The 25,863-nt window shown below is 61.3% G+C and carries 21 protein-coding genes; 11 read left to right on the forward strand and 10 right to left on the reverse strand.

Annotated elements, in window-relative coordinates; genetic code table 11:
- Positions 1 to 74 precede the first annotated feature (74 nt).
- Complete coding sequence (locus C4J90_RS18655; protein ID WP_124363829.1) at positions 75 to 1,148, reverse strand: AI-2E family transporter; 1,074 nt, start codon at positions 1,146 to 1,148, stop codon at positions 75 to 77.
- A 52-nt stretch (positions 1,149 to 1,200) separates the two neighbouring features.
- Entirely contained in the window at positions 1,201 to 2,241 is a 1,041-nt protein-coding gene (locus tag C4J90_RS18660; protein ID WP_124420544.1) for a DUF2066 domain-containing protein, read from the reverse strand.
- 340 nt (positions 2,242 to 2,581) lie between these two features.
- On the opposite strand from C4J90_RS18660, the gene purM reads away from it, so the two are divergent.
- From purM to C4J90_RS18695, 7 genes are all read left to right on the forward strand, one after another.
- Entirely contained in the window at positions 2,582 to 3,640 is a 1,059-nt protein-coding gene (gene purM / locus C4J90_RS18665; protein ID WP_124363831.1) for a phosphoribosylformylglycinamidine cyclo-ligase, read from the forward strand.
- The gene (purN, locus tag C4J90_RS18670) at positions 3,640 to 4,290 is read left to right on the forward strand and encodes a phosphoribosylglycinamide formyltransferase (protein WP_124371449.1); all 651 of its coding nucleotides are present in this window, start codon (positions 3,640 to 3,642) and stop codon (positions 4,288 to 4,290) included. Before purM ends, purN begins: the two co-directional genes overlap by 1 nt.
- A gap of 8 nt (positions 4,291 to 4,298) precedes the next feature.
- Entirely contained in the window at positions 4,299 to 5,012 is a 714-nt protein-coding gene (locus tag C4J90_RS18675) for a DUF3108 domain-containing protein (RefSeq protein WP_124363833.1), read from the forward strand.
- A gap of 353 nt (positions 5,013 to 5,365) precedes the next feature.
- Positions 5,366 to 5,554 carry a hypothetical protein gene (locus tag C4J90_RS18680; protein ID WP_124420545.1) on the forward strand — a complete coding sequence of 63 codons (189 nt, stop codon included), beginning with the start codon at positions 5,366 to 5,368 and terminating at the stop codon, positions 5,552 to 5,554.
- Between the two features lie 198 nt (positions 5,555 to 5,752).
- Positions 5,753 to 7,678 carry an IucA/IucC family siderophore biosynthesis protein gene (locus C4J90_RS18685; RefSeq protein ID WP_124415265.1) on the forward strand — a complete coding sequence of 642 codons (1,926 nt, stop codon included), beginning with the start codon at positions 5,753 to 5,755 and terminating at the stop codon, positions 7,676 to 7,678.
- Positions 7,668 to 8,894, forward strand: coding sequence for an MFS transporter (locus C4J90_RS18690; RefSeq protein WP_124404893.1), 1,227 nt, complete (start codon positions 7,668 to 7,670; stop codon positions 8,892 to 8,894). The genes C4J90_RS18685 and C4J90_RS18690 overlap by 11 nt, the downstream gene beginning before the upstream one ends.
- Positions 8,891 to 11,005, forward strand: a complete 2,115-nt coding sequence (locus tag C4J90_RS18695; RefSeq protein ID WP_124415267.1) for a TonB-dependent receptor — start codon at positions 8,891 to 8,893, stop codon at positions 11,003 to 11,005. Before C4J90_RS18690 ends, C4J90_RS18695 begins: the two co-directional genes overlap by 4 nt.
- A gap of 66 nt (positions 11,006 to 11,071) precedes the next feature.
- On the opposite strand, the gene C4J90_RS18700 is transcribed toward C4J90_RS18695, so the two are convergent.
- The 7 genes from C4J90_RS18700 to C4J90_RS18730 all read right to left on the reverse strand — a co-directional run bounded on the left by C4J90_RS18700 (position 11,072) and on the right by C4J90_RS18730 (position 18,983).
- Positions 11,072 to 11,617 carry a DUF2058 domain-containing protein gene (locus tag C4J90_RS18700; protein ID WP_014719402.1) on the reverse strand — a complete coding sequence of 182 codons (546 nt, stop codon included), beginning with the start codon at positions 11,615 to 11,617 and terminating at the stop codon, positions 11,072 to 11,074.
- A gap of 25 nt (positions 11,618 to 11,642) precedes the next feature.
- Positions 11,643 to 12,476: a nucleoside triphosphate pyrophosphohydrolase gene (gene mazG, locus C4J90_RS18705; protein WP_124420546.1), complete on the reverse strand. Its 834-nt coding sequence runs from the start codon at positions 12,474 to 12,476 to the stop codon at positions 11,643 to 11,645.
- A gap of 154 nt (positions 12,477 to 12,630) precedes the next feature.
- Positions 12,631 to 14,874, reverse strand: a complete 2,244-nt coding sequence (gene relA, locus C4J90_RS18710) for a GTP diphosphokinase (protein ID WP_124363838.1) — start codon at positions 14,872 to 14,874, stop codon at positions 12,631 to 12,633.
- 119 nt (positions 14,875 to 14,993) lie between these two features.
- Positions 14,994 to 16,346, reverse strand: coding sequence for a 23S rRNA (uracil(1939)-C(5))-methyltransferase RlmD (gene rlmD / locus C4J90_RS18715; RefSeq protein ID WP_124415268.1), 1,353 nt, complete (start codon positions 16,344 to 16,346; stop codon positions 14,994 to 14,996).
- A complete protein-coding gene (cysM, locus tag C4J90_RS18720) occupies positions 16,346 to 17,248 on the reverse strand; it encodes a cysteine synthase CysM (protein WP_124371454.1) in 903 nt (300 codons plus the stop codon). Before cysM ends, rlmD begins: the two co-directional genes overlap by 1 nt.
- 236 nt (positions 17,249 to 17,484) lie before the next feature.
- Positions 17,485 to 18,084, reverse strand: a complete 600-nt coding sequence (locus tag C4J90_RS18725) for a tRNA-uridine aminocarboxypropyltransferase (protein ID WP_124415269.1) — start codon at positions 18,082 to 18,084, stop codon at positions 17,485 to 17,487.
- A gap of 5 nt (positions 18,085 to 18,089) precedes the next feature.
- On the reverse strand, positions 18,090 to 18,983 hold the full coding sequence (locus C4J90_RS18730; protein ID WP_124371456.1) for a LysR family transcriptional regulator: 894 nt from the start codon (positions 18,981 to 18,983) through the stop codon (positions 18,090 to 18,092).
- A gap of 152 nt (positions 18,984 to 19,135) precedes the next feature.
- Here C4J90_RS18730 and speB point away from each other — a divergent pair, with 152 nt between their 5' ends.
- Genes speB through C4J90_RS18750 form a run of 4 tightly spaced genes read left to right on the forward strand, consistent with a single transcriptional unit; the run spans position 19,136 to position 23,507 of the window.
- Positions 19,136 to 20,086: an agmatinase gene (gene speB, locus C4J90_RS18735; RefSeq protein WP_124420547.1), complete on the forward strand. Its 951-nt coding sequence runs from the start codon at positions 19,136 to 19,138 to the stop codon at positions 20,084 to 20,086.
- Positions 20,086 to 20,508, forward strand: a complete 423-nt coding sequence (locus tag C4J90_RS18740) for a nuclear transport factor 2 family protein (RefSeq protein WP_124415270.1) — start codon at positions 20,086 to 20,088, stop codon at positions 20,506 to 20,508. Before speB ends, C4J90_RS18740 begins: the two co-directional genes overlap by 1 nt.
- A gap of 21 nt (positions 20,509 to 20,529) precedes the next feature.
- Positions 20,530 to 22,101, forward strand: a complete 1,572-nt coding sequence (locus C4J90_RS18745; RefSeq protein ID WP_124415271.1) for a cytosine permease — start codon at positions 20,530 to 20,532, stop codon at positions 22,099 to 22,101.
- Positions 22,102 to 22,124: 23 nt separating this feature from the next.
- The gene (locus C4J90_RS18750) at positions 22,125 to 23,507 is read left to right on the forward strand and encodes a sodium:solute symporter (RefSeq protein ID WP_124420548.1); all 1,383 of its coding nucleotides are present in this window, start codon (positions 22,125 to 22,127) and stop codon (positions 23,505 to 23,507) included.
- Positions 23,508 to 23,574: 67 nt separating this feature from the next.
- Here the strand turns inward: C4J90_RS18750 and C4J90_RS18755 are convergent, their stop codons facing one another.
- Positions 23,575 to 25,653 (reverse strand): FAD-dependent oxidoreductase, encoded by a 2,079-nt coding sequence (locus C4J90_RS18755; RefSeq protein ID WP_124420549.1) that lies wholly within the window; start codon positions 25,651 to 25,653, stop codon positions 23,575 to 23,577.
- Positions 25,654 to 25,863: the final 210 nt, after the last annotated feature.

Genomic DNA, 25,863 nt, shown 5'->3' on the forward strand with positions numbered 1-25,863 from the left:
TTGCGCGAATTGTTTGACGCACCCGCCACATTAAACAACAAACCCGGCCATGCGCCGGGTTCGTGATAGCGCGATTACAGATCGGGATCTTCAACGCCCGTGTACACATCCGAATCCTTGTACACATCGTGAACATGCCGCACCAGCACCATGATCACCGCCGCCACCGGCAGCGCCAGCAGGATGCCGGTAAAGCCGAATAGCTCACCGCCCGCCAGGATCGCAAAGATCACCGCCACGGGATGCAGGCCGATGCGGTCCCCCACCAGCAGCGGGGTCAATACCATGCCTTCCAGCGCCTGGCCGACCATGAACACCGCGACGATGCCCAGCATCGGATACAGGTCGCCGCCAAACTGGAACAGCCCCGCCACCAGCGCCGCGCCGATCCCGATCACGAAGCCCATGTAGGGCACGATCGCGGCCAGGCCGGCGATCAGGCCGATCAACAGGCCCAGCTCAAGGCCGATCGCCATCAAGCCGGCGGCGTAGATGATGCCCAGCGCCAGCATCACCAGCAGTTGCCCGCGCACGAACGCCCCCAGTACCTCATGACACTCGCCCGCCAGGGACACGATGCGCTCCTCGCGGTCGCGCGGCAGCAGGCTGCGGATCTTGGCCATCATGATGTCCCAGTCCCGCAGCAGGTAGAACGCCACCACCGGGATCAGCACCAGGTTGGTCAGCCAGCCGATCAGCGCAAGGCTGGAAGCGGTGGCCTGGCTGAGCACCATACTGACGATATCGGTGGTCTTGTCCATGTGTTCGCTGATCGCGGCCTTGACCTTGTCGAACTTCCAGAACCCGTCCGACAGCCCAAGCTTGGCCTGGGCCCATGGCATCGCCGTGTGCTGCAACCAGTCGAGCATCTGCGGCGCCAGTTCGTAAAGTCGATACAGCTGCTTGGCCAGCATCGGCACCAGCACCAACACCAGGGCGGTGATGATCAGGGTGAACAAGGCAAACACCGCGATCACGCCCCAGGTGCGCGACAGGCCGGCCTTCTCCAGGCGATCCACCACCGGATCGAACAGATAGGCGAGCAGCAACGCCACCAGAAATGGCGTCAGGATCGAATGCAGCAAGAACACAAAAACGCACAGCAGGACAATCCCGCCAAGCCACACCCAACGACGCGTATCCGCCATGAACCACTTCCTCTGTTATTTACTTGCCGCCTCTATATAGAAGCCAGGCCACTTACCAACGAAAACGTAACTGCGCCTGGGGCTCAGGCGCGGCAGCCGGTTGTGCGCCATCGGCCGGCGGTTGCGGGGCGGAGGCTTCACCTGCCGGCACTTCCTGCAACTTGGCCAGGCTCAACTGGGTGCGCAACTGATCGGCGCTGCCGTTGACGCGATACACAATACGAGTGCCGTCTACCCGCTGCGGCTGACCACCAAAGGGCTCGAGCAAACGACCCAGGACGGCATAGCGCTCCAGGTTCATGCCCTGCACCTCCAGCAACTGTTCGGCGCTGACTCCCGGCTTGACCGCAAAACGCGGCGCGAGCTTCTGGCTGACTGCGAGCAACACGGCATCAGCCACCGCGCCAGTGTCAGCGCCCTGGACGCTGCCCTGTTCGGTCTTGTCGCCCAGCCATAGGCGCCATTTAGCCTGCCACTGGTTGCCTTCCTGGCGCGCATGCACCGCCAATAACGCATCGGCGCCATAGCGCTCGGAGGCGGCGCGCAGCGGCGTGGCGTCGGCACTTTCCAGGTTCGGCGCGGTGGCGACCACTTGTTCGTCCAGGTCACCCAGCGGCAGGCGCAACGGCAAGCCTCGGTGCTGGGCCGCCCGGCGCAGCGCTTGAGCCACCGCCTGGCCGTCGCCGACCAGGCTGCTGCCTTCGGTAGAGTCGTTCAGCCACCAGCCGAGGATCGAGGGCCGATTGCTGCCCCAGATCGCCAGGCCAGCATCACGCAGGGCGCGATCGGTGCTGACCGGGTCGAAATCCACCTGCAGGCTTTCCGGCGGGCCGGCGTCGTAGCCGTATTGGCTGATGATTTGTTGCGGATCTTTGCGGACCGCCGCCAGGCCCGGGCCCTCGGCGGCCTTGGCATCGCCGGTCAGGCGGATGACCAGGGTCTGCACGGCGCGCTGGGTGGCCTGGTCACGCTCCTGGGGTGACTGGCTGCTGACCGGTTCGAGGACTTGATAGAGGCCATTGAGGGTTTCGGCATGACTCGCCAGGCTGACCAACGACAAACAGCCTACAAAAAAGAATTTACACAGACGCATGGAAGATTCCCGAACGACAAATTTAGCGGCTGGAACAGACCGCGTGATCTCGGTTTGGCAAGGCTGTGACACAGCGACCGGTAAAACATTCACGGGTCTCGGTAAGTTTTCATACTGTCATAACGATAGCGGATTCAAGGCTATACCTTAATACGGTGCATTACCGGGCCGATTCGGTTTTTTTTAGACTCATATGCCCTGCCCGTCGGCCCGAGGATGGCCGCTGCCCCTCAAGCCTGATAAAATCGCGCGCCTTCGCAGACCGTCAACGGCTGGGCCTTCGCCAAAAGTGCCTGCCCGCTCGGTCGTTACCCAGAAATCCCCCTTAAAGGCCTGGATCATGAGCAAGCAACCCTCCCTGAGCTACAAGGACGCCGGTGTAGACATCGACGCCGGTGAAGCATTGGTCGAACGCATCAAGAGCGTCGCCAAGCGCACTGCGCGCCCTGAAGTCATGGGTGGCCTGGGCGGTTTTGGCGCCCTCTGCGAAATCCCGGCCGGCTACAAGCAGCCTGTACTGGTTTCCGGCACCGACGGCGTAGGCACCAAGCTGCGCCTGGCACTGAACCTGAACAAGCACGACAGCATCGGCATCGACCTGGTTGCCATGTGCGTCAACGACCTGGTGGTGTGCGGCGCAGAGCCGTTGTTCTTCCTCGACTACTACGCCACCGGCAAACTCAATGTCGAGACCGCGACCCAAGTGGTCACCGGCATCGGCGCCGGCTGCGAACTGTCGGGTTGCTCCCTGGTCGGCGGCGAAACCGCTGAAATGCCAGGCATGTACGAAGGCGAAGACTACGACCTGGCCGGTTTCTGCGTCGGCGTGGTGGAAAAATCCGAAATCATCGACGGCTCCAAAGTCGCTGCCGGCGATGCCTTGCTCGCTCTGCCATCGTCCGGCCCGCACTCCAACGGCTACTCGCTGATCCGCAAGATCATTGAAGTGTCCGGCGCCGATATCGAGAACATCCAGCTCGACGGCAAGCCACTGACCGACCTGCTGATGGCTCCGACGCGCATCTACGTCAAGCCACTGCTCAAGCTGATCAAGGACACCGGCGCCGTCAAGGCCATGGCCCACATCACCGGCGGCGGCCTGCTGGACAACATCCCGCGCGTGCTGCCAAAAGGCGCCCAGGCGATTGTCGACGTGGCCAGCTGGCAGCGCCCTGCGGTCTTCGACTGGCTGCAAGAGAAAGGCAACGTCAACGAAACCGAAATGCACCGCGTGCTGAACTGCGGCGTGGGCATGGTGATCTGCGTGGCGCAAGAGCACGTTGAAACCGCGCTGAATGTACTGCGTGAAGCCGGCGAGCAGCCTTGGGTCATCGGCCAGATCGCCAGCGCTGCCGAAGGCGCGGCCCAGGTTGAACTGAAGAACCTTAAGGCGCATTGATGCCTGTCACCTGTGATGTCGTGGTGCTGCTTTCCGGCACCGGCAGTAATTTGCAGGCCCTGATCGACAGCACGCACACCGGCGACAGCCCGGTGCGCATCGCTGCGGTGATTTCCAACCGCAGCGATGCCTACGGCCTGCAACGCGCCAGGGACGCGGGTATCGAGACCCGCTCGCTGGATCACAAGGCGTTCGACGGCCGCGAGGCCTTCGACCGCGCCTTGATCGAACTGATCGACGCCTTCAACCCCAAGCTCGTCGTACTTGCCGGCTTCATGCGCATCCTCAGCGCTGATTTCGTGCGGCATTACGAAGGGCGCCTGCTCAATATCCACCCTTCCCTGCTGCCCAAGTACAAAGGCCTGCACACCCATCAACGCGCCCTCGATGCCGGCGACCGCGAGCATGGCTGCAGCGTGCACTTTGTCACCGAGGAACTCGATGGCGGGCCTCTGGTCGTACAGGCAGTGGTTCCGGTAGAGTCGGATGACTCTGCGCAGACGCTTGCGCAACGGGTTCATACCCAGGAACACAGGATTTACCCGTTGGCTGTTCGCTGGTTTGCCGAGGGTCGGTTGATTCTTGGTGAACAGGGTGCATTATTGGATGGTCAGTTACTCGCGGCCAGCGGCCACTTGATTCGAACCTAGGAGATTTTATGCGTCGCGCCCTGCTCTTCGCTTTTGCGCTGTTCGCTCTGCCTGCCGTGCAAGCGGCGGACCTTCACCCCTTCTCCGTCAGCTACACCGCCGACTGGAAACAACTGCCCATGAGTGGCTCGGCTGAACGCAGCCTGACCAAGAACGGCGACGGCACCTGGACCTTGAACTTCAAGGCCTCGATGATGATTGCCAGCCTGACCGAAACCAGCGTGATCCTGTTCGACAAGGACACCCTGCAACCCAAGAGTTACAGCTTCGAGCGCGGCGGTTTGGGCAAGGCGAAGAAGATCAACCTGGATTTCGATCAGGCGACCAAGAAGATCACCGGCTTTGAAAACAAGGACCCGGTTAACGTCACCCTCGAAAGCGGCATGCTCGACAAGTCCACCTATCAACTCGCCCTTCAGCGCGATGTGGCTGCCGGCAAGAAAAGCATGAGCTACCGAGTGGCCGAAGGTACGGATGTGGATACCTATGACTTCCGCGTCATGGGCCCGGAAAAAGTCCAGACCAAGGTAGGCTCCATCGACGCGATCAAGGTTGAACGCGTGCGTGATCCATCCCAGAGCAAGCGCATCACGCAGATGTGGTTTGCCAAGGACCAGGGCGGCATTCTGGTTGCCTTGCGCCAGGTTGAAACGGATGGCAAGGAATACAACATCATGCTGCAGGATGGCACCGTTGACGGTAAGGCTGTCAAAGGGAGCTGATTGCCCTGATGATTCGAAGAAGAGCCTCGCTGAATGCGGGGCTTTTTTTTGCCTGAATTTTTAGGGTTGAAGCTTCTACCGCCATCGGGGGCAAGCCCCCTCTCACATTTTGAAATGCGTTCCAAATGTGGGAGGGGGCTTGCCCCGTCAGTAGGTTGCCCCGAACATGAAACTTTTGTCATTTAAGTCATGCCACCAGCACCAAACGCCACGGTTTACGCGGCCTGCGGGAATGTTGCGTTTCCTGCAATGAATTGTTGCGCGCAAAATCGGTTTACTTAGCAAGCTAACAAACCATATAACAAAGGCCTGCGACGACTTGCCGCAGATCAACCAGAGATTGGAGCAAGCAGATGACTGTAAAAGTAACTGAACGCGACGATGAACATATGTCCTATGAAGCGGTAGGCCACGGGATTCACATCTGGGACGTACATCAACAAGATTTGCTGGTCGGCATGTTTCACAACGAGAGCGATGCCCACAATTATAAAAACGAACTTGAATCGCTTGAAATGAGACGCCAGGCAGAAGGCTCCTGAAACCCTGAAATCGCGTAGACGCCCCGGCCCACGCAGCCAGGGCCGCCTACAAACAGAAACCCCGCCTTTTGAGCGGGGTTTTTCGTTTTCTAAAGTGGCCGTTTTCCTAAAACGTAACAACAAATAGACAATTGGTAATGATTCTCGATAGTATCGCTCCGCTTTTCACTCGGCCCCACGAAAACGGAGTTTGACCTCATGCATGGACACCTCACCACACCGGAACAATCGCTGCTTGGCCGCTGGGGTGAAGCGCTGGCTACGCGTCAATTCCAGGCCAGGCACATCACCCTTCAGACACTGGTCGCCACCTTGGCGCCCGCCTGCGAACGTAGTTTTCAACGCCTGATCCAGGCCCTGTTTCGTGAAGGCCTGCTCGATCCCAACACCCTCAGTTATGACGAACACGACCACTGTTGGCTGGTGCTGCCCGACCAGAGCCGCCTGCGCTTTGAGCACCTGCGCCCCGGCCGCATGGCCAACTGGGATTTGCGAGGCAAGGTCAGCGTCCTGCGGGCTGGGCAGCCCGAACAGACCATCCAGTTCCCGTCGCAGTTGCTGACCTTACTGAACACCCGCCTCGAGTCGCCTGCCGCCCCAGAGGTCCTGGACCGCCTCAACACAGAGATCGACGACAGCTTCATCAACGACACCCTGTGCCTGGCCTTCCACGAGCAATGGACGCTCGAGCTGCACGCCTCGATGGACCCCGTACATCAGCACAACCTGCTCAGCTACCTCAAGCACGATCCAGAGGCTGGCAACCCGACGTCAGTGCTTGAGCAATGGGGCACGCTCGGCCATCCCTGGCACCCCAACTACAAGACCAAGCTGGGTTTGGCGACAGATCAGGTGATCGAATTCTCGCCTGAGTTCGAAGCGCGTTTCCCGGTATTGCTGTGTGCGCTGCACCGCCAGTACGCCCATGTCGAAAGCCTGGCCGGCACGGCAGATTACTGGCAGTGGTGGCAAGGGCAATTCCCGCAAGCTGCTCGCCAGTTGACGGCGCACCTGACCGCACAGGGCCTTGAGGCCCGCGATTATCTGCCGCTGCCTGCCCACCCTTGGCAAGCTCGCCAGGAGCTACCGCAGCTGTTCGCCAATGAAATCGGCGACCAGCTGTTGGTGCTCACCGATATCGTTGCATTCACGGCCCACCCAACCATGTCGTTCCGCACCGTTTTGCCTGAAGGCCGCAGCGACGCGCCCATGGTCAAGCTTCCGGTTTCGCTGCGCCTGACCAGCGTGCAGCGCACGGTGTCGCCACGCTCGGCGCGCATGGGGCCGCGGATCAGCCATCTGTTGCAGACCATCCTGGCGCGTGAGCCCGGGCTGCAGAACATCCTAAGCATCGTCCCCGAGCGCCTGGGCATGCATTTCAAGCCACAGCCGGTGAATGACGAGCACTCCCGCCACCTGGCGGTGCTTTATCGCGACAACCCGCAGAGCCTGCTCCAAACCGGCGAAATGGCCGTCCCGGTGGGCAGCCTGTTTGCCACCGACCAGCATGGGCAACCCTTGCTGAGGCAGTGGGTCCGCCTGAGCCAAGGCGCTGACGATGCGCAGGCCCTCTGTGCGTTTTTCAAGGACTACGCATCCATTGCCGTGCCGGCCCTGCTGGGCATGTACCTGCGCTATGGCGTGGCCTTCGAGGCTCATCAACAGAATTCCTTTATGGTCATGGGTGCGGACGGGCAAGTCAGCCGCCTGCTGTTGCGCGATTTCGGCGATATCCGGATCGACCGCAAAACCTTGCACGCCCAGGGTCTGGATATCGAACTGCATGATCCGAAAATGACCTTGTACGACGATGCAGGTTTCGTACGCGACAAGCTGCTGCACACGGTGTTCATGTGCCACTTGGGCGAGCTGGTATTGCTCGGCGCGCGCCACTTCGAGGTTCCCCAGGCGCTGTTGTGGGATGAACTGTCAGCGCAGGTCAGCCAGTGCTTCGATGATGTGCGCAGCGAGGTCGACCCTCAGCGCTGGCTGACCGAACGTGCCGCGCTGCTGGAACAGGACTGGCCGGCCAAGTCGTTCATGCGCATGCGACTGATGGAAAGCCATGCCGATATCGTCGGGCGCTTGCCCAACCCGCTGAGTAGCGCCGCCAATGTCGGCTAACAGCACGGCGCTGCGCTTGCTGGTGGTGATTCAGCTGGTGTCGATGGGCGCCATGGAAATGAGCGGTCCTTTCTGGCCATTGCAAATCCAGAAGCTGCTTGGCGCCGCCAACGCCCAGTACACCGGCCTGCTGTCTGCGCTGGTGTATGCCGGGCCGATGATGGCGGCGATGGTGCTCACGCCCATGTGGGGGCGCCTGGGTGATCGTACCGGGCACAAGCCGATGATCATCCGCGCGCTGCTGGCGCTGGCGGTATGCCAGGCGCTGGCCGCCATCACCTACGATCCCTGGCTGCTGGTGGCGATCCGGGTAGCGCAGGGTGCGCTGGCCGGCTTTATTGCGGCCGCGCAGGCCTATGCGCTGGCCTACTGCGGCGATGGCGGTCGCGGGCATATCCTGGCGCGGCTGCAATCCGCCACCGCCGTGGGCTCCCTGGCCGGGCCGGTGTTGGGCGGCTGGCTGATGGACATATCCGGTTTCGCATTGCTGTGCTACAGCGCCACCGCAGTCTGCCTGTTGTGCGCAATAATCAGCGCCTTCTTACCCAACGACTCACCACGATCGAGACCCGCGCGCACCTCGACGCCCGCCGCACTCCCCAAAGGCTGGCTCGGCGCGATGCTGGGGATCATCGTCTTGATCCAAGCAGCCAAGATGATGCCGCAACCGTTCTACGCCTTATATGTTGCCGATGTTCTGCATGCGCCCGCGTGGCTGATCGGCGCCAGCTATGCCGCCAGCGCATTGACCCTGGCACTGTCCGCGCCGTTGTGGGGCCGCCTGTTTGATCGACATCAACCTGCACACACGCTGCGCATCATTGAGTGGGTCACCTGGGCCTGCGCCTTCACACTGGCCTTCACGGCATTGGCGAATGAATGGTTTGGCTTCCTCGCCAGCCGGCTGCTGTGGGGGGTGTGGCAAGGCGCTTTGCTGCCGGTGGCCTACACGCTGATCGCCAACACCGTTGCACCCAGCCAGCAGGGGTTCGCCCTGGGCCTGGGCAACAGCGCCGCCAAGGCCGGCGCGTTGTGCGGCGCGCTGCTGGGTGGCATCGGCATGGCCATGGTGGGCCTGGCGCACAGCTTCTGGCTGGTCGCGCTGACGTATGCCCTGGCTGCGCTGGGCATCCGCGCCATTCGTTCGCTCACTCGCACACCTGAGACGTCCGTTTTTTCTGTCACTACTTCTAATAACTCAAAGGCAAGGTCATGAACACATCACAATGGGCCGTTCTGCTGCCCCTGCTCGGGTCGATCAGTGCGCCCGTCTGGGCCGATCAAACTGAAGAAACGCCGGCGACCAGCCTGCAACTACAGGCCACGGTGGTCTCGGCCACGCGCAGTGAGACCAGCATTGCGGCGATCCCGGGCTCGGTGCAGGTCATCAATGAAGAACAACTGCGCCAGCAGACCTCGGCAGGACGCCGGGTTGCCGATATTCTCGGGCAACTGGTTCCCGGCATCGCGCCCTCCAGCGGCGGCATGAGCAACTTCGGCCAGACGCTTCGCGGGCGCAATACGCTGATCCTGATCGACGGGGTTTCCCAGAACGCCACGCGTGACAACTTTCGGCAGCTCAACAGCGTGGCACCGGAAAGCATCGAGCGCATCGAAGTGATTTCCGGCGCCAGCAGCGTCTACGGCGCCGGCGCATCGGGCGGCATCATCAACATCATCACCAAGCGCAACAAAGGTGAAGACCTGGCTTTCAGCAGCAAGATCGGCATGACCGCCGGTGACAACCTCAGTCACAAAGGCTTTTCCTACCAGGCATTCCAGAGCGCAACAGGCCGCCAGGGCCCGCTGGACTGGTATGTGTCGGGCAACGCCGTGCAACGCAACGACCAGTTCGACGGTAACGGCAAGCGCATTCCCCAGGACACGTCCCAGGGCAGCAACATGGACACCGACACCTACGACCTGCAGGGTCGCTTCGGCTACGAGCTGGATGACGACAAAAAGCTCAGCCTGTCGCTGCAAGACTACAAAGACGAACAAGACACCCGCTACACCAAGAACCCACGCATCACCAGCGAGGCCGTCGCGGTGAAAGGCCTGGACCTGGACGACCAGCCGTCCACCCACAACCAGGCGGTCAACCTCAATTACGCCGACAAGGACTTCTACGGCCAGGGCTTGCAGGTCGAAAGTTACTGGCGCCGCGCCGATGCGCTGTTCTTCCCGGACCTGTCCCGGGGCCGAGCCGGGGTATCGGACAACAACAGCGTGCAAGATGTGTATGGCCTGCGCGCCGCCATCGACACGCAAATGCCGGACATCGGCCCGGCGACCGGCAACCTGGTCTGGGGGGCCGACTATGATCATGAAACTTCGCGCCAACGCGGCGACCAGTACCGCGTCAACGGCCTGACGTACACCAAGACGGGTACCACCTTCGAGCTGGGCCCGGACATCCAGACCACCACCAAGGCGATCTTCGGCCAGCTGTCCTATGACATCGGTGACTGGACGTTGCGCGGTGGCGTGCGCCGTGAATGGATCGAGAGCAAGGTCGACGACAGCATCGCCTATGGCGAAATCGTTCAGACCGGCAACCGCGCGACACTGCCGGGCGGCACCCTCAAGTATGACGACACCCTCTACAACCTCGGCGCGGTGTACCACCTGAGTGAAAACCAGGATGTGTTCGCCAACTTCAGCCAGGGCTTTTCCCTGCCGGATATCCAGCGCTTCCTGCGTGACGTCAACAGCACGTACAACATTCAAGACCTCAATGCCCAGGCGTTGAAGGTCAACAGCTATGAACTGGGCTGGCGTGGCAACTGGGACAAGTGGCTGGCCAATGTCACGGCGTATGAAAACACTTCGGATGTGACGCAGTTCTATGATGCCAATGACCGCGTGCTACGCCTGATCAACCAGAAAGAGCGCGTGCGCGGTATCGAAACCAGCCTGACGTACAACGTCACCGACCAGTGGTCGGTCGGCGGCACGTACGCCTATTCCAAAGGCGAGACCCAGCAGAACGGCAAGTGGATCGACCTGCCCGCCACCCGTATCTCCCCGGCCAAGACCACCGCGTTCGTCGGCTATGACCGTGGCGACTACAGCCTGCGCTTGCAGGGCATGCGCTTGGCCAACTATGACGCCGCGTTCAAGGACAACAACGGGCGCGATATCCAGGGCTACACGCTGGTAGACCTGCTGGGCTCGGTAAGGCTGCCGGTGGGTCGCCTCGAAGGTGCGGTGTACAACCTCACCAACCGCAACTACCAGAACATGTTCGCCCAGGCCAACGCCCGTGCGCCGTACCCGAATGCCGAAGGTCGTACCTTCAGCCTGAGCTACGCGGTGGATTGGTAACAGGCTGGCACGGCACGGTAAAAACACAAACCCCGCCTTTTGGCGGGGTTTGTTGTTTTCAGCGGTTTACCACATCAGGTCATCCGGGATCTGGTAGGCGGCGTACGGATCATCCTCATCCGGCACCTGGCTTTCGGTCAGGATATTGAGCTGCACGATACGCTCCGGCGCGCGCTCCTGGATCTTCAGCGCGGCTTCGCGCGGGATCACCTCGTAGCCGCCGCCGTGATGCACGATGGCCAGCGAGCCGTTGCTCAGCTTGTTACGCATCAGCGTGTTGACCGACAGGCGCTTGACCTTCTTGTCATCCACGAAGTTGTAGTAGTCCTCGGTGGTCAACTTGGGCAGGCGCGAGGTTTCGATCAATTGCTTGACCTGGGCCGTGCGGGCCTTGGCCTCGGCTTTTTCCTGCTGCTGACGGTTCAGCTCCTGGTCGCGCTTGACCTTCTCGGCGTGCGCCTCGGCTGCCAGGCGCGCCTGGGTGTCATCGACCTCGGCCTGACCCTTGTGGACCAGCCGCTGCTGTTTCTGCTTCTCTTTGCCGACCTGCTTGGCCTGCTTTTGGTTGACCAGACCTGCTTTGAGCAACTGGTCGCGAAGGGAAAGGCTCATGGTGCTTACTCACTTAGGCAACTGCTCAACCGCAGCTGGAAACATTCTTTTCCTGGCGTTTGGCTTCGCCCCACAGGGCGTCCAACGTTTCGAGGGTGCAATCTTCTATGGGTTGATGCGTCTCGCGCAATGCCTGTTCGATAAATCGGAAGCGTCGCTCGAACTTGGCATTGGCGCCACGCAACGCGGTTTCCGGGTCGACCTTGAGGTGACGGGCCAGATTGACCGCCGCAAACAGCAGGTCACCGACTTCATCGGCAATGGCTGCCGAATCGTTATCGGCCATGGCTTCGAGCACTTCATCCAGCTCTTCGCGCACGTTATCCACCACCGGCAACGCCGACGGCCAGTCGAAACCCACCTGGCTGGCGCGCTTCTGCAACTTGGCGGCACGGGACAGCGATGGCAAGGCAGTGGGCACGTCATCGAGCAGGGACAGTTGCTCGGGTGCGTCGGATTTTTCCGCGCGCTCCTCGGCCTTGATCTGCTCCCAACGCTGCTTGACCTGCTCTTCGCTCAGTTGAGGAATATCCAGCGGTGCATACAGGTCGCCGGTCGGGAACACATGGGGATGACGGCGGATCAGCTTGCGGGTGATGCTGTCGATCACCCCGGCAAATTCGAAGCGCCCTTCTTCCCGCGCCAGCTGGCTGTAATACACCACCTGGAACAACAGGTCGCCCAACTCGCCTTGCAGATGATCGAAGTCGCCACGCTCGATGGCGTCGGCCACTTCATAGGCCTCTTCCAGGGTATGCGGCACGATGGTGGCGTAGGTTTGCTTGATGTCCCATGGGCAGCCGTATTGCGGGTCGCGCAGGCGGCTCATGAGGTGCAGCAGGTCATCTAGTGAATACATCAGTCTCTTTCCGATCAGTTCAGAACGCCGCCGGTCAACTGTGGGAGGGGGCTTGCCCCCGATAGCGGTGGGTCAGTCAATACAGGTGCTGACTGATCCTCCCTCATCGGGGGCAAGCCCCCTCCCACATTTTAATCCGCGTTCATCCAGCTGTTCATGGGGTGCGATTACGCCGCGTCTCAATGATGTTCGGCAACTGCGATATCCGTCCCAGCAACCGCCCCAGCGCGTCCAGCCCCGGAATCTCGATGGTCAGGGACATCAATGCGGTGTTGTCCTCTTTATTCGAGCGGGTGTTGACCGCCAGCACGTTGATCCGCTCATTGAGCAGCACCTGCGAGACGTCGCGCAGCAGACCGGAGCGGTCGTAGGCACGGATGATGATGTCCACCGGGTACGTGAGCACCGGCACCGGGCCCCAGCTGACCTGGATGATCCGCTCCGGTTCGCGCCCGCCCAACTGCAGCACCGAGGCGCAGTCCTGGCGGTGAATGCTCACCCCGCGTCCCTGGGTGATGTAGCCGACGATGGCGTCGCCCGGCAACGGCTGGCAGCAGCCGGCCATTTGCGTCATCAGGTTGCCCACGCCCTGGATCTGGATATCGCCACGTTTGCCGGGCTTGTAGCCGGTGGCCTTGCGCGGGATCAGTTCCAGCTGTTCGTTGCCGCGCTCCGGCTCCACCAGTTGCTGGGCCAGGTTGACCAGTTGGGCCAGACGCAGATCACCGGCACCGAGGGCGGCGAACATGTCTTCGGCGATCTTCATGTTGGCCTTTTCGGCCAGCTTGTCGAAGTCCACCTGGGGCAGGCCCAGGCGCGCCAGTTCGCGTTCGAGCAGGGTCTTGCCGGCGGCGACGTTCTGGTCGCGGGCCTGCAGTTTGAACCAGTGCACGATCTTCGCCCGCGCCCGCGAGGTGGTGATGTAACCCAGGTTCGGGTTCAGCCAGTCGCGGCTCGGCGTGCCGTGCTTGCTGGTGATGATCTCGACCTGCTCACCGGTTTGCAGGCTATAGTTGAGCGGCACGATGCGCCCATTGATCTTGGCGCCGCGGCAGTTGTGGCCGATTTCGGTGTGCACGCGGTAAGCGAAGTCCAGTGGCGTGGCGCCCTTGGGCAAATCGATGGCGTGGCCGTCGGGGGTGAAGATGTAGACCCGGTCCGGTTCGATATCCACGCGCAACTGTTCGGCCAGACCGCCGATGTCGCCGAGTTCTTCGTGCCATTCCAGCACCTGGCGCAACCAGGAGATTTTCTCTTCGTACTGGTTGGAACCGGCCTTGACGTCGGTGCCCTTGTAACGCCAGTGCGCGCAAACGCCCAACTCCGCCTCTTCGTGCATGGCGTGGGTGCGGATCTGCACTTCCAACACCTTGCCTTCAGGGCCGATCACCGCCGTGTGCAGCGAGCGGTAGCCGTTTTCCTTGGGGTTGGCGATGTAGTCGTCGAACTCTTTGGGAATATGCCGCCACAGGGTATGCACGATCCCCAGCGCGGTGTAGCAATCGCGCATTTCCGGCACCAGCACACGCACGGCGCGTACGTCGTAGATCTGGCTGAACGCCAGGCCCTTGCGCTGCATTTTGCGCCAGATCGAATAGATGTGCTTGGCGCGGCCGCTGATGTCGGCATCGACGCCGGTGGCCTGCAACTCGGCGCGCAACTGGCCCATCACGTCGCTGATAAAGCGCTCGCGGTCGAGCCGCCGCTCGTGCAGCAGCGTGGCGATCTGTTTGTATTGATCGGGTTCGAGGTAGCGGAAGGACAGGTCCTCCAGCTCCCATTTGATATGACCGATACCCAGGCGGTGCGCCAGCGGCGCGTAGATGTCGAAGACCTCGCGGGCGACGCGGTTGCGCTTCTCGTCATCGGCGGTTTTCACCGCACGGATCGCGCAGGTACGTTCGGCCAGCTTGATCAGCGCGACGCGCACGTCGTCGACCATCGCTACCAGCATCTTGCGCAGGTTTTCCACCTGGCCCTGGGTACCCAGCACCATCGATTGGCGCGGGCTGAGGCTGGCACTGATGGCCGCCATGCGCAGCACGCCGTCGATCAGCTTGGCTACCACGGCGCCGAAACGCTGGCCGACGGTCGGCAACGGGATATGCCCTTCACGCACACCGCGATAGAGCACGGCGGCGATCAGCGAATCCTGGTCCAGCTTGAGATCGGCAAGGATCTCGGCGATTTCCAACCCGGTACGAAAGCTCGACGTGCCTTCCGCCCACAGGTTCTTGGCCGCATTGTCCTGTTGTTCAGACTCACGAGCGAACTCGCAGGCTGCTTTCAAGGCTTCACGGTCCAGTGCCGGGTCGACACTGACGGCATGATCCAGCCATGCCTCGAGATTGATACTGCCGTCGGTGTTGATCGGCTGGTGTGCTCTCACCTGTACCATCTTGCTTACCTTCCCTACGACGCACCTTGGATGCGCCAAAAATCATCGCCGACCTTGCTGCAGGCTCCCTGGCATTCACGGCCCTGGAGACTGCAGGCCAGTCGGATTAAACGGGCATCCTAGCCCGCTTCAAATAACGCCATGGCCTCGACATGCGCTGTCTGCGGAAACATGTCGAGGATCCCGGCACGCTTTAGCCGGTAACCTTGCTTGACCAACTCAACCGTGTCCCGCGCCAGCGTAGCGGGGTTGCAGGACACATACACCAGGCGCCTGGCTCCCAGGGCGGCCAGTTTGCGCACAACCTCCTGGGCACCATCGCGGGGTGGGTCCAAGAGTACCGCAGAAAAGCCCTGTTTGGCCCATTCCGCGTCAGTCAGAGGCTGGGACAAATCGGCCTGAAAAAACTGCGCATTATGCAAATTGTTGCTGACGGCATTCTCTGCAGCGCGCTCCACCATAGCCTGAACGCCTTCCACCGCAACGACTTCGCGTACCTGCCTGGCCAGTGGCAGGGCAAAATTGCCCAGCCCGCAAAACAGGTCCAGCACTCGCTCATCGGGTTGCGGCGCCAACCATTGCAGGGCCTGGGCGACCATCGCCTCGTTGACCCCGGCGTTGACCTGCACAAAATCTCCCGGCCGGTAAGCCAACTCCAGATCCCACGCCTCAAGGCGGAAACCAAGCGCCCTGCCCGGCTCGACCGGTTGCGGCAACCCCTCGCCCTGCAGCCACAACTGGGCGTCATGGAAGCTGCAAAATTCCTGCAGTACCTGCATGTCCGCGTCAGACAGCGGTGCCATATGCCTAAGCAACACGGCGATGGACGAGCCGCTGAACAGCTCCACATGCCCCAACGCCTGAGGTTTGCTCAAGCGGCGCAGCATGTTCGGCAGACGCTGCATGATCGGTTGCAAGGCCTGTACCAGTACCGGGCAATCGTCGATGGCGACGATGTCCTGGCTGGCCACGGCACGGAAACCCACCTCGAGTTTTTTCGCCTTGGCATCCCAGCGCACGGCCACGCGGGCGCGGCGGCGGTAGCCGAATTCCGGCCCGCTCAAGGGCGCGGCCCACTCTTGCGGTTCGACACCGGCCACGCGCGACAATTGCTCGGCGAGCATGCGCTGTTTCAGGGCAAGCTGTTCGTCGTGAGGCAAGTGCTGCACGCTGCAGCCGCCACAGCGGCCAAAGTGGACGCAGGGAGCCGGGCGGCGCAGTTCGCTGGCCTTGAACACCCGCTCGGTGCGCGCCTCGACCACCTTGCCGTGGGCGCCGAGCACCCGCGCTTCCACCTCTTCGCCGGCCAGCGCGCCGTTGACGAACCAGGTGCGGCCTTCGAAGAACACGATGCCGCGACCGTCGTTGGCCAGGCGTTCGATGGTCAGGCGCTGCTTCTTGCCCACTGGAATCTGCGGAGCCCGGCTGCCGCCCGTCGGTTGGAAGCGCAGGCCTTTCTCGTGCTTGGCCATCAGTTGGGTTCGTCGAAGATGCCGGTCGACAGGTAGCGGTCGCCTCGGTCACAGATGATCGCGACGATCACCGCGTTTTCGACTTCCCTGGACAAGCGCAACATACCGGCCACGGCGCCGCCGGACGACACGCCGCAGAAGATGCCCTCTTCACGCGCCAGGCGACGGGTGGTGTCTTCGGCTTCGCGCTGGGCCATGTCGATGATGCGGTCCACGCGCGCGGCGTTGTAGATCTTCGGCAAGTACTCTTCGGGCCAGCGCCGGATACCGGGAATGGCCGCACCTTCCATCGGTTGCAGGCCGACGATCTGAATCGCCGGGTTCTGCTCCTTGAGGTAGCGCGAATTGCCCATGATGGTGCCGGTGGTGCCCATGGAGCTGACGAAATGGGTGATGGTGCCCTGGGTCTGGCGCCAGATTTCCGGGCCGGTGCTGGTGTAGTGCGCTTCGGGGTTATCCCCGTTGGCGAATTGGTCCAGCACAACGCCACGGCCTTCGGCGGCCATGCGTTCGGCGAGGTCGCGGGCGCCTTCCATGCCTTCTTCCTGGGTGACCAGCACCAGTTCGGCGCCATAGGCGGTCATCGCCGCCTTGCGTTCGGCGCTGCCGTTGTCGGGCATGATCAGCACCATCTTGTAACCCTTGATCGCGGCGGCCATGGCCAGGGCGATCCCGGTATTACCCGAAGTGGCTTCGATCAGCGTGTCGCCCGGCTTGATCTGCCCGCGCAGTTCGGCGCGGGTGATCATCGACAACGCCGGGCGGTCCTTGACGGAACCGGCCGGGTTGTTGCCTTCAAGCTTGAGCAACAAGGTATTGCTGGTTTCACCCGCCATGCGTTGCAAGCGGACCAGGGGGGTATTGCCGACGCAATCGGCGATTGTAGGGTACTGCAAGGTCATGGCGTATTCGCAATCCAGACTGCGGGGCGCATATCATACCGGGAAAGGTCGGCGGGCCATATCACGCAAAGTGCGGTGCTTATGGCTTATAGGAATAAGGCAGAGGTGTGGTGCCTATGAGGGCGCAATCGGGGGCAAGCCCCCTCCCACAGTTGATCGCGTTCCAACATGAGAATGCGGTCGAATGTGGGAGGGGGCTTGCCCCCGATGGCTGCACCTCGATAACCGGCCGGGCTCTAATCCCTACCGCCATGATTTCTCTGAAAAACCTCTTCCCCCATCGCCACAATCTGCCCCTCGATCAATGCTTCAAAGGGTTTCAACAGCGGCTCAAAGGATGTCGGCGCTTCCAGTACCTGCAACGCTTGCACGATCGCTTCGACCGTCGACAAGGCTCCAGGCCCCGGTGCCTTGCGCAAGCGATACCGGGAGACGCCGCCGTTGGCCAGCGTCACCCGAGGCAACGCTGCCAGCAACGGGTTGAGGTGCAGCAACTTGCGCGCCTTGCGCCAGGTGCCATCGGGCACCACCAGCAGCAGCGGCTGATCACCAAGCGTATAGGCTTGCAAAGGCTGCGCATCATCGGCCGGGAACAGCAGACGCGCCTGATAACCGGGCGGGTTCAATAACGTCTCCAGATCATCGAACACCTCCCCCACCACCAATTGCGCATTGATGAGCCCCAACGCCGCCAGTCGCGCGGTATTGAGCGCATGGTTGACCTCGCTCGGGTGCTGCAACAGCAGCACGCGGGTGCGACTGTCGAGGCTGGGGATCAGCGAGCACAAACAGTGGCTGAGAGGTCTCAGGCAACGGGAACACTGGGGTCTGGACATGGTTTTCAGGCCTGGTTGAGCTGGGCTTTGAGTAAATCGCGGAAGGTCTGGATCAGCGGCTCGCGGCTTCGCCCCCGACGCATGATCATCGAAAACGGCGCCTGGTAGCCAAAGGTCGCCGGCAGCAGCACGCGCAGGTCGCCCTTGTCGGCCCAGGCTTGCGCGTAGTGCTCGGGTAAATAGCCGATGTAGGCGCCCGACAGCACCAGGATCAGTTGCGCCTCCATGCTTTCCACCGTCGCGGCGCTGTGCTTGAAGCCATGGCGCGCCAGTTCGGCCTGGCTCCAGTAGCCGCGCCCGACCATGCGTTGCTGGGTAATGACCTGCTCGGGGATGCGCCGCTCGTTGAACAACGGATGCCGGGTGCTGCAATACAGCCAGTGCTGCTCGCGGTACAACGGCATATAGATCAGCCCGCTCATGCGGTTGGAGAACGCGCCGATGGCCAGGTCCAGGCGATTGTCCTGCACCCCCAGTTGCAGTTCATAAGGGCTTAACACCGACAGATGCAAATGTACCGCCGGATGTTCGAGGCTGTATGCGCCAATCACCTCGGCGAACGGCAGGGCTTTATCGCTGACGGTGGAGTCGAGCACACCGAGCTTGAGGGTGCCGCGCAACTCGCCCTTCAACGCGGCGGCATATTGCTCGAAGCCTTCCAGCTCGGCCAATAAACGCAAGGTTTCCTGATGAAACAGCTCGCCCTTGCTGGTCAGGCTGAAGCCGCCCCGCCCGCGGTGGCACAGCACCAGGCCCAGCGCCGATTCCAGCTGGCTCATGTAGGTGCTGATGGCTGACGTCGACAGGTTGAGTTCGTGCTGGGCATTGGCGAACCCCTGGTGGCGCACGACGCTGACGAAGATGCGCAGGAGTTTCAGGTCGGGCAAGGCGTTGGCCATGGGTTCTCCGGATTCAGCTCAAGCGGCGCAGTCTACCCCAGGCTTTAGTTTAGAAAAATCTGAACTAAGTATTTGCCCGTGGCGATTCTTTCGTTTCCATGTATTTCGCAGAATCGGCCCCCAGATAACCACAACAACGATGAGGCAATCCCGTGGACAAGATTTTCCACCAACCACTGGGCGGCAACGAAATGCCGCGCTTCGCCGGCATCGCCACCATGATGCGCCTGCCCCACCTGCAAACGGCCAAGGGCCTGGACGCCGCCTTTGTCGGCGTGCCCCTGGACATCGGCACCTCGCTGCGCGCCGGTACCCGCTTCGGCCCGCGTGAAATCCGCGCTGAATCGGTGATGATCCGCCCGTACAACATGGCCACCGGTGCGGCGCCGTTCGATTCGCTGTCGGTTGCAGACATCGGCGATGTGGCGATCAACACCTTCAACCTGCTGGACGCGGTGCGCATCATCGAAGAGGCCTACGATGAAATCCTCGAGCACGACGTCATTCCCCTGACCCTGGGCGGCGACCACACCATCACCCTGCCAATCCTGCGGGCCCTGCACAAGAAACACGGCAAGGTCGGGCTGGTGCACATCGACGCCCACGCCGACGTCAACGACCATATGTTCGGCGAGAAAATCGCCCACGGCACCACCTTCCGCCGTGCCGTGGAAGAGGGTTTGCTCGATTGCGACCGCGTGGTGCAGATCGGCCTGCGCGCCCAGGGCTACACCGCCGAAGACTTCAACTGGAGCCGCAAACAGGGCTTTCGTGTGGTTCAGGCCGAAGAATGCTGGCACCACTCCCTCGCGCCGTTGATGGCCGAAGTACGCGAAAAGGTCGGCGACGGCCCGGTGTACCTGAGCTTCGACATCGACGGCATCGACCCGGCCTGGGCGCCCGGCACCGGCACCCCGGAAATCGGCGGGCTGACCACCATTCAGGCGATCGAGATTATCCGTGGCTGCCAGGGCCTGGACTTGATTGGTTGTGATTTGGTGGAAGTTTCACCGCCCTACGACACCACCGGCAATACCTCACTGCTCGGCGCCAACCTGCTGTACGAGATGCTCTGCGTACTGCCTGGCGTGGCACATCGCTGATGAGCGTGCCAGCGGTGTTAGAGGCGGCGGCCGCGCTGGTCTCGGCCTTCGCTCGCAACGACCGAGCCGCTTACTTCGGCGCGTTCACGGCCGATGCGAGTTTTGTGTTCCATACCCTCCCCCAGCCACTGCTCAGCCGCGATGCCTACCAGGCGTTGTGGGACTGCTGGCGCCGGGACGAGGGGTTCGAGGTGCTGTCGTGCACCTCAAGCAATGCCGTTGTCAGCCTGCACGGTGACGTGGCGATTTTCATGCATGACGTGGCCACCGAGCTGCGCATGAACGGGGAGCATCACTTCAGCCAGGAACGCGAGACCATCGTCTTCACACGGCAAGGGTCGCGCACAGAACAACAACAAGGCCTGTGGCTGGCCTGTCACGAACATTTGTCCGCTATGCCGGAAGGGCTGCCGCCCCCTTAGCCAATGTGATCGGAGCTGATCATGAATAATAAAAACAACCAAAACAGTATTCGCACCATAGAAACCAACGGGGTCGAACAGATCCCCGACCACGAACGCACCGCCGCCCCTAAGGATCTGTTCCGGCTGATCTTCGGCGGTGCAAATACCTTTGCCACCGCCGTGCTGGGCGCGTTCCCGGTGCTGTTCGGCCTGTCGTTCCAGGCCGGGGTCTGGGCGATTGTGCTGGGCGTGCTGGTGGGCGCAGTGATCCTGGCGCCCATGGGCCTGTTCGGGCCGATCAACGGTACCAACAACGCCGTGTCTTCCGGCGCGCATTTCGGCGTGCATGGGCGGATTGTCGGCTCGTTTCTGTCGTTGCTGACGGCGATTGCCTTCTTCTCACTGTCGGTGTGGAGTTCAGGCGATGCGCTGGTGGGTGGTGCGAAACGTCTGATCGGCCTGCCGGAATCCGACCTGACCCTGGGCCTGGCCTACGGCGTCTTCGCCCTTCTGGTGCTGACGGTGTGCATCTACGGGTTTCGCTTCATGCTGTGGGTCAACCGGATTGCGGTGTGGGCCGCGAGCCTGTTGTTCCTGCTGGGGATCTTCGCCTTTGCGCCGGCCTTCGACAGCCACTTCGCCGGCGGCGTCGCCCTCGGCCAGAGCGGCTTCTGGGCGGCATTTATCGGCGCCGCGCTGGTGGCGATGAGCAACCCGATTTCCTTCGGCGCGTTCCTCGGCGACTGGTCGCGCTACATCCCGCGCCACACCCCGAAGCGCCGGATCATGCTGGCGGTGGTCCTGGCCCAAGTTGCCACGTTGATTCCGTTCCTGTTCGGCCTGGCTACCGCGACCATCGTGGCCGTCAAGGCACCGGACTACATCGCCAGCAACAACTATGTGGGCGGCTTGCTCGCGGTGGCACCGAGCTGGTTCTTCCTGCCGGTGTGCCTGATTGCGGTAATCGGCGGCATGTCCACCGGCACCACCTCGCTGTATGGCACCGGGCTGGACATGTCCAGCGTGTTTCCACGCCTGCTGTCACGGGTCAAGGCCACGCTGCTGATCGGGGTAATGTCGATTGCCTTCATCTTTATCGGACGTTTCGCCGCCAACCTGGTGCAGAGCGTGTCGACCTTCGCCGTGCTGATCATCACCTGCACCACCCCATGGATGGTGATGATGATCATCGGCCTGATCGTACGCCGAGGCTTTTATTGCCCGGATGACCTGCAGGTGTTCACCCGTGGCGAAACCGGCGGCCGCTACTGGTTCAGCCATGGCTGGAACTGGCGCGGGCTGGGGGCCTGGATCCCGAGCGCGCTGGTGGGCCTGTGCTTCGTCAACCTGCCGGGGCAGTTCGTCGGGCCGCTGGGCAACCTGGCCGAGGGCATCGACATCAGCTTGCCGGTAACGCTGGGCCTGGCCTCGGTGGTGTACCTGAGCCTGCTGCGGCTGTTTCCGGAACCGGCTGCCGTCTATGGGCCGACGTTTGTGGCGAGGGAGCTTGCTCCCGCTGGACTGCGAAGCGGTCCTGAAAAAGCCGGCTCCAGCTTCGCTGTCGAACGGGAGCAAGCTCCCTCGCCACAGCAAGCGCCTTCTGCACAATAAAAAATAATCGGAGACTCGCCGTCATGGCTTTGGATTTATTCGTCGTACTCATCTACGCCGCCGGCATGCTCGTGCTCGGCTACTACGGCATGCGCCGCGCCAAGACCCACGAAGACTACCTGGTCGCCGGGCGCAACCTCGGCCCGTCGCTGTACATGGGCACCATGGCCGCCACGGTGCTGGGTGGTGCCTCTACCGTTGGCACCGTGCGCCTGGGATATGTGCACGGCATTTCCGGTTTTTGGCTGTGCGCCGCGCTGGGCACGGGGATCATTGCGCTGAACCTGTTCCTGGCCAAGCCGCTGTTGAAACTGAAAATCTTCACCGTCACCCAGGTCCTGGAAAAACGCTACAACCCCATGGCTCGCCAGGCTAGCGCGCTGATCATGCTGGCCTACGCGCTGATGGTCGTGGTGACCTCGATCCTGGCCATCGGCACCGTCCTGCAGGTGCTGTTCGACCTGCCGTTCTGGATCTCGGTGCTGCTGGGCGGTGGCGTGGTCGTGGTGTATTCGACGATTGGCGGCATGTGGTCGCTGACCCTGACCGATATCGTGCAGTTCGTGATCAAAACCGTCGGACTGATGTTCATCCTGCTGCCGATCTGCCTGTACCGTGTCGGCGGCTGGGACGAACTGGTGGCCAAGCTGCCGGCGTCGAGTTTCAGCTTCACTACGATCGGCTGGGACACGATCATCACCTACTTCATGATCTACTTCTTCGGCATCCTGATCGGCCAGGACATCTGGCAGCGCGTATTCACTGCCCGTGACGAAAAAGTCGCCCAGTACGCAGGCACGTTCGCCGGCTTCTATTGCATTCTTTACGGCCTGGCGTGCGCTTTGATCGGCATGGCCGCGCACGTGCTGATCCCGGACCTGGAGAACGTCAATAACGCGTTCGCCGCCATCGTCAAAGCCTCACTGCCGGACGGCATTCGTGGCTTGGTGATTGCCGCTGCCCTGGCGGCAATGATGTCAACCGCCAGCGCCGGGCTGCTCGCCGCCTCCACCGTACTAACCGAGGACTTACTGCCACGCTTGCGCGGTGGCAAACAGTCGAGCCTGGGCGTCAACCGCCTGTTCACCCTGCTGACCGGGATAGCGGTGCTGGGTATCGCACTGGTGGTGAACGATGTGATCAGCGCCCTGACCCTGGCCTACAACCTGTTGGTAGGCGGCATGCTGATCCCGCTGATCGGCGCGATTTTCTGGAAGCGTGCGACCACTTCCGGGGCGATCACCTCGATGACGCTGGGTTTCGTGACCGCATTGTTATTCATGTTCAAGGATGGGCTGGACGCAAATACCCCGATTTACTACAGCCTCGCGGTGGCGTTGGTAAGTTTTGTGCTGGTGAGTGTGTTGTCGCGTAAACCGGGGGCGGTGGCGGCGGGGGCGGTTTGAGGTAAACAGCTTTAGAGCGGTTTCTTCAGCGGGTGCGACAGCAGATGTCGCACCGGTTTTTTATCATTCACCGTTCATGCGCTCTGGCCTGAATCGTTTCCTGAACCAAAGAGGCCCACACCAACCCCTGTGTGGTGCCCCCTGCATAGGTTCCCCCGGCCGCGATTTGATGGTGGGCGGACCAATACACTATCGACAGCCCATCTGAGGTGCCCGGCCTGGCACATTCGATTATTTGCAGGTCGCCCTTTTCGACCGCATTGCGGTAGGACCGTGGAAAGTGCCGAGATACCGCGGCAAGGCACGCCTCGAGTACGTGTTCCTTGTGCTCCAACGTCGATCCAGGTGCAACCTGCCCGCCGGAGATCAGAATGTGATCCCCGTCCAGGCGGCAATTCATGACACCGATGGGTAGATCGTACTGCAGCTTGAGCCCGCACATTTCGGCCCCTTCATTCTCTTTGGCGCACAGTTTGAAAAACCAGCCAATGACCGCGATGACATTGGGTTCCTCTACGCCCATGGCAGTGACGACAAAGTGATCTTTACTCAGCTCGGCAATTTGTACCGGGTTCAGATACTGGGGCCGAAATTGAACCCCCGAACGCTGCAACAGACGCTCTAACTCCCGCGTCAGATCATTAAACGCTACCTCATAACCCGATACTTCCACGGCCCGACCGACGCCAGGGACGCCATAACTTGCCTGGAATTGCCGTTGGCTGATCTCTGCGACTTCACTTCCCGGTTTGCCGCTCGGCCAAGTCCTTCTTTGGATATCGCGTTGCTCGCGGATCGCGCCCTCTACGTCAGTGGCATCATCCCTATAGGCTCTTACAATCCGCGCGCGTGCACAGGGGGCCAGCGACGGGTTGTCGGCCAAAAGCTTTTCAAACAGTTCAATGCCTGCCCGATTGCACTCAACAGCCAAATGCTGGTTTCCTGACAGCAGGAACGGGTTATGCAGCGGTTTTGCCGTTGTCTCCGTCGCTGACAGATGACGCATGTTCACCTGCTTGTGACTGGCGCCGTCGCTCTGCCGGTTGCCGCCGTATACGTCGACCTGATAATTCGCCAGGCGAAACATCACGGCTTGGAACAGGCCGTTAATCCCTCTACCGATGATCGATACGCGTGGCGCCTGGGGGTCTATCTGTTGAGAGGGGATCGTCAATGGCTGCGCAAGTCTGCGCCTGACGAGGCCGTGCAAAGCCGTCAAGCTCAGTTGAATGGAGACCGCATAATCCAGATCGCACTGGCAGCCTTCGGTAGTTGCCGCCTGCGCAGTCAGCGTCGCCGGGTTGCGCCATGTAGAGACACTGCAACCGAGCTTTTGCGTGCGCACTCGAAACGCGTCCAGTGTTATCGGCCCATAGTCCAATACAAGCTGGATGCCCTCGGCTTGCGCCAGGGTCTGCAAAGCGTCATCGCTGAAGACGTCCGGTTTGGCGACGCAAACCAGGCGGGCCTGCGGGTGCATACAGCGAATAAGAGCGCGGTCAATGCGATGAGTAGAGTCATTCGTCAACGATAAGCAGAGGGCGACTGCACTGGCCCCTCCCACCGCATCCAACCAATCCACCACAAATGACACTCGACTGCCTTGTACTACGTTCCTGTCAGGCGCCAGACGGTATCGGCTCAATACCTTGATTTGAACTTCGGGATCTCGCTCAAGCAGTAACTTGACGAGTTCCTGACCGACATTGCCATATCCCAGTACGCAGATGTCACGGGGTAACGAGCCATCGGCAAGTGTCAGCCAGCGCACCATATAAGCCGCGACGTGCGGCGCGTTGACCCCAGGCGTGTTGACCACTTGAATGCCGCTGAATGCGCACAGATCCAGTTGCACCTTATCCAGACTCGTGCCTCTGCGTATCAGATGGAGGTTTCCGAATGGGTGGGCTGTACGCCACAGGTCTATAACGTCTGCATCCATGGCCTGGTCCCCAACAACGATCGTTGATGGACGCAAAAGCCCGATCTGTGTGAGCAATGCCTGTTTGTTTATTGTCGGGGGGAGAAACACGATGTTGTTGGGAGCGTTAGCCTTCCAGGCTCTGGACACCGGGGCGATATGTAAAATGCTTTCGAGTGTGGCGATCAGGGATGCGGCGACTGGCGGAACGGAAGAGCGCGTCATAGCGTTGTCTCCAATAACTCTGACTTAGTTACGCCTCGCAGAGAGGCTTTCTAAAGTTTGGAGTTACGGAAGCAGCCGCTTTTCTATTCCGATCGCTTTATGGGCCGTTCCATAAACGTTGCAACAGCCCATGAACCATGAGCATGGCTCCGTAACGGAATTCAACCTACGCTCATCCTAAAAAATGAGTAAGCCAGCCAATTCTGACGA

This window comes from Pseudomonas sp. R2-60-08W, from assembly GCF_003852335.1.
GTDB lineage: Bacteria > Pseudomonadota > Gammaproteobacteria > Pseudomonadales > Pseudomonadaceae > Aquipseudomonas.

What these genes read in the sequence shown, in the direction of transcription:
- C4J90_RS18655 (WP_124363829.1), bottom strand. Translation starts at nt 1,148, where the DNA reads ATGGCGGATACGCGTCGTTGGGTGTGGCTTGGCGGGATTGTCCTGCTG.
- C4J90_RS18660 (WP_124420544.1), bottom strand. Translation starts at nt 2,241, where the DNA reads ATGCGTCTGTGTAAATTCTTTTTTGTAGGCTGTTTGTCGTTGGTCAGC.
- purM (WP_124363831.1), top strand. Translation starts at nt 2,582, where the DNA reads ATGAGCAAGCAACCCTCCCTGAGCTACAAGGACGCCGGTGTAGACATC.
- purN (WP_124371449.1), top strand. Translation starts at nt 3,640, where the DNA reads ATGCCTGTCACCTGTGATGTCGTGGTGCTGCTTTCCGGCACCGGCAGT.
- C4J90_RS18675 (WP_124363833.1), top strand. Translation starts at nt 4,299, where the DNA reads ATGCGTCGCGCCCTGCTCTTCGCTTTTGCGCTGTTCGCTCTGCCTGCC.
- C4J90_RS18680 (WP_124420545.1), top strand. Translation starts at nt 5,366, where the DNA reads ATGACTGTAAAAGTAACTGAACGCGACGATGAACATATGTCCTATGAA.
- C4J90_RS18685 (WP_124415265.1), top strand. Translation starts at nt 5,753, where the DNA reads ATGCATGGACACCTCACCACACCGGAACAATCGCTGCTTGGCCGCTGG.
- C4J90_RS18690 (WP_124404893.1), top strand. Translation starts at nt 7,668, where the DNA reads ATGTCGGCTAACAGCACGGCGCTGCGCTTGCTGGTGGTGATTCAGCTG.
- C4J90_RS18695 (WP_124415267.1), top strand. Translation starts at nt 8,891, where the DNA reads ATGAACACATCACAATGGGCCGTTCTGCTGCCCCTGCTCGGGTCGATC.
- C4J90_RS18700 (WP_014719402.1), bottom strand. Translation starts at nt 11,617, where the DNA reads ATGAGCCTTTCCCTTCGCGACCAGTTGCTCAAAGCAGGTCTGGTCAAC.
- mazG (WP_124420546.1), bottom strand. Translation starts at nt 12,476, where the DNA reads ATGTATTCACTAGATGACCTGCTGCACCTCATGAGCCGCCTGCGCGAC.
- relA (WP_124363838.1), bottom strand. Translation starts at nt 14,874, where the DNA reads ATGGTACAGGTGAGAGCACACCAGCCGATCAACACCGACGGCAGTATC.
- rlmD (WP_124415268.1), bottom strand. Translation starts at nt 16,346, where the DNA reads ATGGCCAAGCACGAGAAAGGCCTGCGCTTCCAACCGACGGGCGGCAGC.
- cysM (WP_124371454.1), bottom strand. Translation starts at nt 17,248, where the DNA reads ATGACCTTGCAGTACCCTACAATCGCCGATTGCGTCGGCAATACCCCC.
- C4J90_RS18725 (WP_124415269.1), bottom strand. Translation starts at nt 18,084, where the DNA reads ATGTCCAGACCCCAGTGTTCCCGTTGCCTGAGACCTCTCAGCCACTGT.
- C4J90_RS18730 (WP_124371456.1), bottom strand. Translation starts at nt 18,983, where the DNA reads ATGGCCAACGCCTTGCCCGACCTGAAACTCCTGCGCATCTTCGTCAGC.
- C4J90_RS18740 (WP_124415270.1), top strand. Translation starts at nt 20,086, where the DNA reads ATGAGCGTGCCAGCGGTGTTAGAGGCGGCGGCCGCGCTGGTCTCGGCC.
- C4J90_RS18745 (WP_124415271.1), top strand. Translation starts at nt 20,530, where the DNA reads ATGAATAATAAAAACAACCAAAACAGTATTCGCACCATAGAAACCAAC.
- C4J90_RS18750 (WP_124420548.1), top strand. Translation starts at nt 22,125, where the DNA reads ATGGCTTTGGATTTATTCGTCGTACTCATCTACGCCGCCGGCATGCTC.
- C4J90_RS18755 (WP_124420549.1), bottom strand. Translation starts at nt 25,653, where the DNA reads ATGACGCGCTCTTCCGTTCCGCCAGTCGCCGCATCCCTGATCGCCACA.